The 9,596-nt window shown below is 57.1% G+C and carries 9 protein-coding genes; 7 read left to right on the top strand and 2 right to left on the bottom strand.

Annotated elements, in window-relative coordinates; genetic code table 11:
- A partial coding sequence (locus VGK48_12390) for a DNA-directed RNA polymerase (protein HEY2381969.1) occupies positions 1-2,271 on the top strand: 2,271 nt, incomplete at its 5' end.
- Between the two features lie 80 nt (positions 2,272-2,351).
- On the opposite strand, the gene VGK48_12385 is transcribed toward VGK48_12390, so the two are convergent.
- Positions 2,352-3,140, bottom strand: coding sequence for a TIGR03435 family protein (locus VGK48_12385; protein HEY2381968.1), 789 nt, complete (start codon positions 3,138-3,140; stop codon positions 2,352-2,354).
- 16 nt (positions 3,141-3,156) lie between these two features.
- Positions 3,157-3,279: a hypothetical protein gene (locus VGK48_12380; GenBank protein ID HEY2381967.1), complete on the bottom strand. Its 123-nt coding sequence runs from the start codon at positions 3,277-3,279 to the stop codon at positions 3,157-3,159.
- Positions 3,280-3,382: 103 nt separating this feature from the next.
- On the opposite strand from VGK48_12380, the gene VGK48_12375 reads away from it, so the two are divergent.
- The 6 genes from VGK48_12375 to VGK48_12350 all read left to right on the top strand — a co-directional run.
- Entirely contained in the window at positions 3,383-4,828 is a 1,446-nt protein-coding gene (locus VGK48_12375; GenBank protein ID HEY2381966.1) for a glyceraldehyde-3-phosphate dehydrogenase, read from the top strand.
- Between the two features lie 552 nt (positions 4,829-5,380).
- A complete protein-coding gene (locus tag VGK48_12370; protein ID HEY2381965.1) occupies positions 5,381-6,031 on the top strand; it encodes a hypothetical protein in 651 nt (216 codons plus the stop codon).
- A gap of 43 nt (positions 6,032-6,074) precedes the next feature.
- Positions 6,075-6,392, top strand: coding sequence for a hypothetical protein (locus VGK48_12365; protein ID HEY2381964.1), 318 nt, complete (start codon positions 6,075-6,077; stop codon positions 6,390-6,392).
- 8 nt (positions 6,393-6,400) lie between these two features.
- Entirely contained in the window at positions 6,401-7,387 is a 987-nt protein-coding gene (gene ligD / locus VGK48_12360; protein ID HEY2381963.1) for a non-homologous end-joining DNA ligase, read from the top strand.
- A gap of 305 nt (positions 7,388-7,692) precedes the next feature.
- Entirely contained in the window at positions 7,693-8,220 is a 528-nt protein-coding gene (locus tag VGK48_12355) for a hypothetical protein (GenBank protein ID HEY2381962.1), read from the top strand.
- 258 nt (positions 8,221-8,478) lie between these two features.
- Positions 8,479-9,596 (top strand): NHLP bacteriocin system secretion protein (locus VGK48_12350; GenBank protein ID HEY2381961.1); only part of this gene is annotated, 1,118 nt, incomplete at its 3' end.

The raw sequence follows: 9,596 nt of genomic DNA, 5'->3' as shown, positions 1-9,596 counted from the left end.
GAATACCAGGACGCGACCGACACCAGGCCATACCGGAATTTGCTGGGGATCGTGTTGACGTTGCTCGCGGACGCCATCCGTGCCGAACAGGAGATCCTGAAGACGTCTAAGAAGACGCTTCCCGCCTGGGGACTGGCTCTGCTGTCTCTCAGCGCCGAGCAACTGGCACTGATCACGATCGGCACCTTATTCAACATGATCACTCGATCGGAGTTGGAGACCTGCCTTCCACCCCGCCTCACTCCTATCACCTACGAGATCGGCCAGCTTTGCCGGATCGAAAGGTTCTCCGACCTGGCGAATCATCGGGCGGTGGACGTTGCTGAGCTTTTGATCGGCCGCAACCGAAGCCGCAACGCGGCAAAACGGGCGGCAGCGTGGGCCGCACTGGTCGATGACGAAGACGACTGGGCACACAACCTGCGCGCGTATAAACTTGGTGCAAAACTGATCTCGTTGGCGCTTCGGTACGCCGTTTTCGAAGGTCAGCCGATCTTCGAATACAAGGAGGACCAGGGGGGCTTCGGTCAGGACTTCAGGACGCCGCATCGGATCGGGATGACGGACGCTGCCGAAACCTGGATCGCCGAACAGACGCCGGAGGCGTTGGATCTGTTCGATCCGATCTATGTGCCGATGATCGTGGAGCCCGAACCATGGACGTCGCTTTCCAAAGGCGGCTACCTGTCGATTCCGATGACATTTTGCAAGCGTCAGCTGGGCAAAAAAGCGCAAAAACGTCTCGAGAAGGCGGACCTGTCGCAGGTCTACGCGGCCGTGAACGCGATGCAAAACACGCCTTACCGGATCAATCAGCCGATCTACCGGTTCCAGCGCGACGCATGGATCGCAGGGCTCCCGTTTTTCAGGCTGGAGAAAGAGGACCAACGGAAGGGTCTGGAGCAAACGATGGCGTTCCGCTTTGCGCAGTCGGTTCGGCTGTCCGTTGAGGAGTCATTCTATTTTCCATGGCAGGTGGATCATCGCGGACGCGCTTATCCTGTGCCTAAACTGATGAATCCACAGTCCGACGACGGCGGGCGGGCGCTGATCGAGTATGCCGACGGCAAGCCGTTGGGCGAACGCGGAGCGTACTGGCTGGCGATCCACCTCGCCAATTGTTATTGGAAGGGGAAGAAGGTGTCCCATAAGGAACTTATCGCCTGGGTTCGGGAAAACGAAGAGGAGATCCTGGACTTCGCAACCAATCCGTTGATGATGCATCGTTTCTGGACGGATGCCGACCACCCATGGCTCTTTCTGGCCGCATGTCTTGAATGGGCACGCTATAAAGAAGAAGGTCCCAGCATGATCTCGCATCTGCCGATCAGCATGGACGGCTCATGCAACGGCTATCAGCATCTCAGCGCCATGGGGTTGGACCCGATCGGCGGTCGCGCAACGAATCTCATGAGCGGAGCGAATGCAAGCCCGACAGGGCGCAGCGATCAATTAATGCCTTTTGAAAAACCAGAAGACATCTATCAGTGGGTATCCGACCTGGTCTGCGGTCGTATGGAGGCCGATGTAAGGCGTAATGGCCCGAACGCCGAACTCGCCCGGCAACTACTGGCCATCATGAGTCGCGACCTCGCCAAGAATGCAACGATGACGACTCCGTATGGCGTGACCCTCCACACGATTTACGAAGACTTATGCGATAAGGACGCCATCAAAGCGTTGAAGGATCCAAAGAAATGCGCGATGTATCTGGCGAAGTTACTGGTGGAGTGTATTCCCGAAGTCGCGGTCGAGGCGGGCCGCATCATGGAATGGCTTCGCGAAGTGGCCGGCATTATCGCGAAGGCAAATCGCGGCATGATGTGGGTCACTCCCGCCGGTTTTCTCGTACTTCATGAAAACCGCGAACCGCAAGAGGTTCATCTGGCTACGGCGGATCACCGGCTTAAGGTCTACATCTTCGATGAGAAACGGAAGATCGACGTGAGGAAGCAGGTGGACGGCATCGTCGCACACCTGGTTCACTCGATGGATGCCGCCCATATGATGCTCACGATCAATCGTCTCTATGCCGAAGGCCTCCGCCACTTTGCCATGGTCCACGACAGCTACGGCGTCCACGCCTGCGACGTGGATCTATTGCATCGCATCCTTCGGGAAGAATTCGTCCGGATCTATGCCGAACCTGTGTTGCAGAATTTTATAGACCAGCAACGAAAGGCCCACCCGGGGCTCGTGCTGCCGGATCCGCCCCCAACCGGAGACCTCGATATTCGGCAGGTCCTCTCGTCACCGTACTTTTTCGCATGACAAATCATGAGTACTGCGTTCTCGCGTGGGATTGAACCACAACTAACAATGGCTACCTGAGTCGGCGCGATTTGAAAGCTTTAATCCGGGGAAGGTCTTTCCGCGGAATCGATCACGAGGATTTCAGCCAAGCCCTTGCGCACCTCTACTTTGAGGCCAAGGCGATCTTGAATTGCTGAAATCAGCGCGGGATCGAGTTCGCCGGCAAAGGCGGGCTCCGCCGTCCAGGAAAGATTGATATCGAATCCTCCGGAGACGTTCGTTTCATCCAGAACCGGGCGGCCGGGATCGACGAGGCTCCTGCCCGAAATTCGAGAGAGGAACGTTGCGAACTCCGTCATCGTGGCGGTTCCCGTGATCCGGCGCTGATCGGCGTCAACGCGAAGCAGTTGCAAAGTGCCGACTCCCAGCGGGCCGCGCGGCGCGGAGATGCCGTCCTGTGATTTTCGAATTTTCAAGCCGCCGCTTCCGGTAACCAGCGCATACACCGGAGCCTCTCTTGTTGCCGAATGCAGCTTGAGCTTGAAGCGGTCGGCCAGCAGCTGGCGAAGCATGAGGAAAAGACTTCGATCGTTCTCAACCGGACCGCCGGCTTTGGCCTCGATGTCGAATTTATCGTCATCGCGCCAGGCCGGACCGCCATGGATGTCGTCTACACCTATGCCATATGCGGTGCGGATCAGCAAGCGCAACGAATAGTTTTGAATGATCAGCCGTCCGCTCCTGGGCATGGTGGTCACGCCACAGCGGAACGGCGGACATCCCGGCGTCACCGTGTTCGCCTTGATCGATGCCACATCGAATTGCTGCAGCGGCGCAACAGGCGCGTTTGCAATCTGCAGGATTAGAAGAATGGCCGCGATTATCATTCCGAGATCCCGGACATTAAGGCTCCTTCGGTTTCTCCTCCAGGTGATCGATCACGATGACTGTTCCCGGAAGCCAGGTTTTCTCCAGCTTAAGTCCCGTTCGTTTCTCCAGTGCCTCGAAAAATCCAGCCTGATTCAAGACTGCCTTTCGACCATGGGCGCGGCGGGACCCCGATGACAACGTTTCATGCTTGACGTATGGTATGACCGGGCGTGCAAACAGACAGCGGAGTTGAAACATTATGGGCAGCGTGGAATCGGATCTTCACTTGCAGAATTGGACTCAGCGACAGGAACTCGCGGAGCTCGTTCTTCCCATCATCGGCAGGCTTTATCGAAACAATGGTATAGCGCTCCGCATTTACGGCCGTCCGATCAACAATGTCACGACCGTGGATATCCTGAAGACGCACCGTTTCGCACGGCAATACACGGGCCAGGAGTTGCCTATCCAGGAGAGCTTTAAACTCGTGCAGGCGATGGAATCCCTGGACCTCGCGCCGGCGAGGATCGACCTGGGCCGGCTCACGAACAAATATCTCGATGAAAAAGCGGCGATGTCGCCCGAAGCCTTTCTGCGCCGTGAACTGGCGCCGGTCGTCGGCCGCACGGATCCTCTTCTGAAGGAGCCTCGCGATATCGTGCTGTACGGATTCGGCCGCATCGGCCGCCTGGTGGCACGGCTGTTGATCGAGCGCACAGGCAGCGGCAACAAGATGCGCCTGCGCGGCATCGTGGTGCGCAAAGGCAAGAACAATGATCTTGAAAAACGCGCCGCGCTGCTGCGGCGTGATTCCGTGCACGGTCCGTTCAACGGTTCCATCACAATCGCGGCCGAAGATAGCGCGATTATCGCCAACGGAAATCTCATCAAAGTGATTTACGCAGAAGCCCCCGACCAGATCAGCTACACCTCATACGGCATCCGGAACGCCATTGTGATCGACAATACCGGCTCCTGGAGGGACGAAGCCGGGCTTTCGTTGCATCTGAAAAGCCCGGGCGTCGCACGCGTGCTGCTCACGGCCCCCGGAAAGGGATCGCTGAAGAACATTGTGTTCGGCATCAACAGCGCCGCCATTACCGATGACGATAAAATTCTGTCTGCTGCAAGTTGCACAACCAACGCCATTGTCCCGGTGCTCAAAGTTGTCCACGACCACTTCGGTATCGAGCATGGCCATGTCGAATCCGTTCACTCCTATACCAACGACCAGAACCTGATCGACAACTATCACAAGGGCGAGCGCCGTGGCCGGAGCGCGCCACTGAACATGGTGATCACGGAAACGGGTGCGGCTAAGGCCGCCGCAAAAGCGCTGCCGGAACTTGCGGGCAAACTCACCGGCAATGCGATCCGGGTACCGACGCCCAACGTCAGTCTGGCCATTCTGAACCTGACGCTGGAAAAAGCGACGACCAAGGACGAAATCAATGCCTTCCTTCGCGACTGCGCACTCAGCCCGGACCTTCAGGAACAGATCGACTACATCGCTTCGAGTGAAATCGTATCCAGCGACCTGGTCGGTTCACGCCACGCGGGCGTGCTCGATTCGAAAGCCACCATCGCCAACGGCCGCAACGTCGTGCTCTACGTCTGGTACGACAATGAATTCGGTTACAGCTGCCAGGTCGTGCGCATCGCCCAGCAAATGGCTGGAATTCACTTCGCATCGTTCCCGGGGTGATAAACCAGGCTGCCGCCGTTGCGACAATCCATTTGAACTCGTGGAAGATCGGCAAAGACGAGACAAACGCGACTGAGTTGTCGCGCGGAGGACGCGCTCCGCGTTCTCCGCCGCAGGCCGGACCCAGAGATCCAGATCCTTTGTTGCCCGCGGCAGACGATGAGCCGCCATGGCATATCCGCCAACAACCAGGAATTCAACCTTTTGTTCGATGAATGCGGACAGTATGTCTTTGAAGTCGGGATTCAGCAACTCGTTCCCCGGTAAATGCCCATGCGTCTTTCGTGAGCTCCCAAATCATATCGAGGCGTTCAGACGGAGTTAACGACAACCAGTACTGTTCCTCGGCTTCCTCCGCATCGCCAAAGCTTCTAAAGATTCTGGACTGCATTTCCTTACGAAACTTCACGCTTTTATTTTAGCAAGTTTGTTCAACCTTCCCCAGATGCCGCTATCAGTAGTACCGTTGTTCTCATCGTACTTCTGCAGTAGTCCGCTATGAATATGTCGCCACGAGTCCGTAGCCAATTGCTGTTGGTCGGCAGCCTGCCGATGGACACAGCAGAGTCCGCATTCCGATCGGGCGCAGAGTTGTTCGGCGATCTTGTCTTTGCGTTACCGGACGGCGAGCCTGGACCCCGGCGCGCGTGGGTGGGCTACGAACGGGAGACGCTTTGCCGGCCGCACCCGGAGGTCGAACTCGTTCAGGAGACGGAATCTCCAACCGGCATTCCGCGGCATGCATATGAGACTCCGATATTCAAGCTTCGTGCGGGCGTGAAAGACATGCGATGGACGTCGTGGCCGCGCATCGATGATGCGATAGCGTCCTATCGCATCTTCCGAAAACTGCAGGATGATGGAGTCATCCCATCGGATTTGCGTTTTCAGGTTTGTTTGCCGTTTCCCTCGAGCGCGTTGAACGCGTTCAAAGCGGATTTCGTGGCCGATTATGCGGTGGCGGGGCCCGCCTACGAAGATCTCGTCATCCGCGAGATCGAGCGCCTGGTGCAGGCGATTCCGCCGGCGGCATTGGCGATTCAATGGGACATCTCCTACGAGGTGCATGACCTCGAAGGCGTCGTGGCCTGGATGGGTGATGGCTGCCTGGGAACGATTCACCGGCCCTGTCTCGCGTCTCTCGCGCGCCGTTCCGGAAGAGGCCCTCCTGGGTTATCACCTCTGCTATGGCACATTTCCTGATTGGCCGATGTATGAAGCGCGCGATTTGGCGTTGCTGGTCCAAATGGCAAATTTCGCGGCCGCCGGCTCCGGCCGCACCGTCGATTGGATTCACATGGCCGGGCCGAAGTATCTGCGCAGCGAAGACGACCGGTTCTTCCGCCCGCTCACTGAACTCCGGCCCCAGCAGGCAAGGGTCTTTCTCGGAATTGTGCTTCCGGTGGACGGCGCTGCAGGCCTGAAGCGCCGTCACAAGACAGCCGCGAAATATTTGAAGGAATTTGGCGTGGCGCTCTACTGCGGCTTTGGCCGCCAGCCCGGTGTGGATGGTATGGAAACCATGCGCGCACACCGCCGCGTCGTGGAATCTCTTTCGCTGTAGCTGGGGCGATGCCAAAACTCGACGACATATTCAACATGTTGCCGGCGACGGCTGCCAGGCAAATCCGGCGCCGGACCCAACCCGCATGGTGCGATCCCATGCTGGCGACACTCGTGCGTGAACCGTTTTCGGACAAGGATTGGATCTTCGAACCCAAGCTGGACGGCGTCCGGTGTCTCGCATTCCGCAAAGGGTCGAAGCTCGACTTGTTCTCGCGAAATCACATCCGGCTCAACGACGAATTTCCGGAATTGATCTCGGGACTGCTCCACCAGCCCGCCTCCAGCTTCATCGTCGATGGGGAGATCGTTGCGTTAGAACACGGCGTGAGCCGGTTCTCGCTGCTCCAGAAGCGGAAGCAAAAGCGCGTTCCCACCTTTTATTACATCTTCGATGTTCTGTTTCTGGAGGGCTGCGATCTGACGCATCTGGAACTGCGCTACCGGAAGGAACTGCTCGAAAAGGCGTTCGCCGTTGATGACCCCCTTCGGCTGAGCAGGCATCGAGGGGCGCAGGGTGAATCCTATTACCGGGAAGCTTGTAAGAAAGGATGGGAGGGCCTGATTGCCAAACGCGCCGCGAGCGAGTACGTCCATCGGCGTTCGTGGGACTGGCAGAAACTCAAGTGCGAAAACCAGCAGGAATTCGTCATCGTCGGCTACACCGAGCCGGCGGGACAGCGCGTCGGCATCGGCGCCGTCCTCGTTGGGTTTTATGAAAAGGGAAAGCTTTTATACGCCGGTAAAGTTGGGACCGGATTCGATACGCAAACCCTGAGGGACCTCGAAACGAAACTGTCGGCGATCGAACGGCCGGCACCGGCTTGTATCTTCGATTCGCGGAAAAAGGCCGGCGTCCATTGGGTACAACCGAAATTCGTCGCTCAGATCGGATTTACAGAATGGACCGGCGCGGGAAAACTGCGGCACCCAAGATATCTTGGGTTGCGCACAGATAAGAAACCATCGGAGGTGGTGAGAGAAAAGCCGCAATAGAGCCGCGGGGCGGGCGCGAAGCAGTAATACCGAAGCGCAAGCCCGATAGGGCAAGCAGTAATAGCGGTTGTCAACGAACCGGGGAGCGCACCTGATTTTGTTGGAAGTTACTAACCGCCCCGTCTGCGCCGCTAAGGAATGGGATCATTTTATTAATGGCGCAGCCACCCCGCCTCGGAAAGGCGGGGAATGTCCAACTCACCGACTTTATTTGCCAGGCACGCCCGGGGCTACATTCCGGAATCTGGATTGCGGCAAAATAAATCAGATCGCAGGCGTTCAACGACGCATAAAGGGGGGGACGCTTGACAACCAATAACCATTTATCTTTAACGCTGGCCGGTTTCGTCTGCGGGTTGCTGTGTTTTACCGCCACGCCTGGCGCAGCGCAGGACAGCCCCAATTGTTATGACGCTCATGCCGGTGCGGCGTATGAGGCAGGGCTTCGCGACGGCCGATCCGATGCGGCGAAAGACCAGCTGGCCAACCTTCAACGCGACCGATTCACCAATACCTGGGGAAGGCATGACTACGAAGACGGGTATATCTATGGTTTCCAGAACCCGCGAGGTTCTGAATATAAGGGTGAAACCTCGGTCAGTTCCACAGATCCATGGAGAATCCAGGTCGGACCCGACCGAAATATACTGTGGCATGCCCCTGAGAACGCAGACATTTGGGTTCAGGTCGATGACCAGCCGCCGACGCTCGTTGCCTCAGGTAAGGAGGGGACGGTATCCGCGCCCTGGATGTCGTCCGGTCATCGATACATCTTTATATTGAGAGACCCGGGTGGCATCGAGTTTGCGCGAGATGAGGAGAATCTCTGTTGAAGAACTTGTCCAGGTAATGCCAGCAGGCGTGGTCAAACACCCGTTGTAGCAGGGATTTCTGACCTCCCCCGGCCGCGCCTTGTTCCAGATTGTTCCAGATTGTTCCAATTCATTCACATCTTCACGGCCGGTGCCTTGCAAAACCCGCCCCGCATCCCCCCTTTGAGCCCTTGCGAGTTAATGAAATCTATACTAAGGTGTCCGGGTTCAGTATGATTTTCAACCCCTTTGAACCCGCTGATGTGAGCGGAGGATGCTGTGGCTATAGCATTTAGGCAAAAAGCACTCGCCAAATTAAAGTCGCCAGAAGAACTCGATGAGCCCGTCCGGTGCATGTGGCAACTCAAGCGGATCGCGATCTACACTCTGGCCGCCACGCTGGCCGTTGCCCTGATCTGGAGTATCTTCGGCCGGCTTCCCAGTTCGGGCCGCGGGCAGGGGATTTTAATGGCCTCGAACTCGGTAGTGCCCATTCAAGCTGCAGCCGATGGCCAGGTCGGACAATGGCTCGTGAAGGTGGGTGATGTTGTAAAGCGAGGCGACCTGCTCGGCATTCTGGAACAGCCCGTGATCGAACGTCAGCTTCAGGAATCCGAAGCGAAATTGCAGGATCTCCAGGGGCAACAAAAAGAGTTGACGGCTTTAAGAAACTCCGCGAGCAAGCTGCAGAAAAACGCCTACCAGCGTCAACGTGAACAGCTCAAGCGCCGGATCGAATATCTCTCCGCGTATGTTGCGAAGAGCCGTACCTTTGCCGGCCAGATCAACGGCATTAACAGCCGGCTGCTGGAAATTCAGAAAAACAACGCTGTAACGGCCAAGAGCGAGGCCGACCAGCTGACCAAAGACTTGCAGCAGCGGGTGGACGCCTACCAGCGTTTGCGCGACGAGAAAATCGCTTCCGACGACACGCTGCGCAGTACCCGTCTGCGATTCGAGAATATGCAGGTGCGGCAGAAAGAGCTCGACCTGCAGGAGCAGCAGCTGGATCTTTCCAGAGTACAAACCGAACAAAGTTTTCTCGATGCACAACAGCAGATCGCAAACGACGAACACTCGGTAACTGAACTGAACCTGCAGCTCCAGGAACTCGATACCCGTGAGGCGCAACAGGACAAGTCGGACAGCGAAGCTCAGATCCGGGACGAAAACCAGGTCGACGACCTGAATCGAACGATCGACCGGTATCGCAAGCAACTTCAGCGGGCTCGTGAGATTCGATCCGAATTTGACGGCCGGGTGCTGGAGTTGACTTCCGTCGAAGGCGGCCTTGTTACATTCGGCCAGAGACTGATACAGCTGGATACGCGTCAACAAGGTCAGGACCTCATCGGGATCGCCTACTTCCAGGACAGCGTCGGAAAATATCTGACTGC

This window comes from Terriglobia bacterium, from assembly GCA_036496425.1.
Taxonomy (GTDB): Bacteria; Acidobacteriota; Terriglobia; order 20CM-2-55-15; family 20CM-2-55-15; genus 20CM-2-55-15.
Note: the sequence above shows the minus strand (reverse complement) of the source record. Positions and strands in the feature narration are given on the sequence as shown.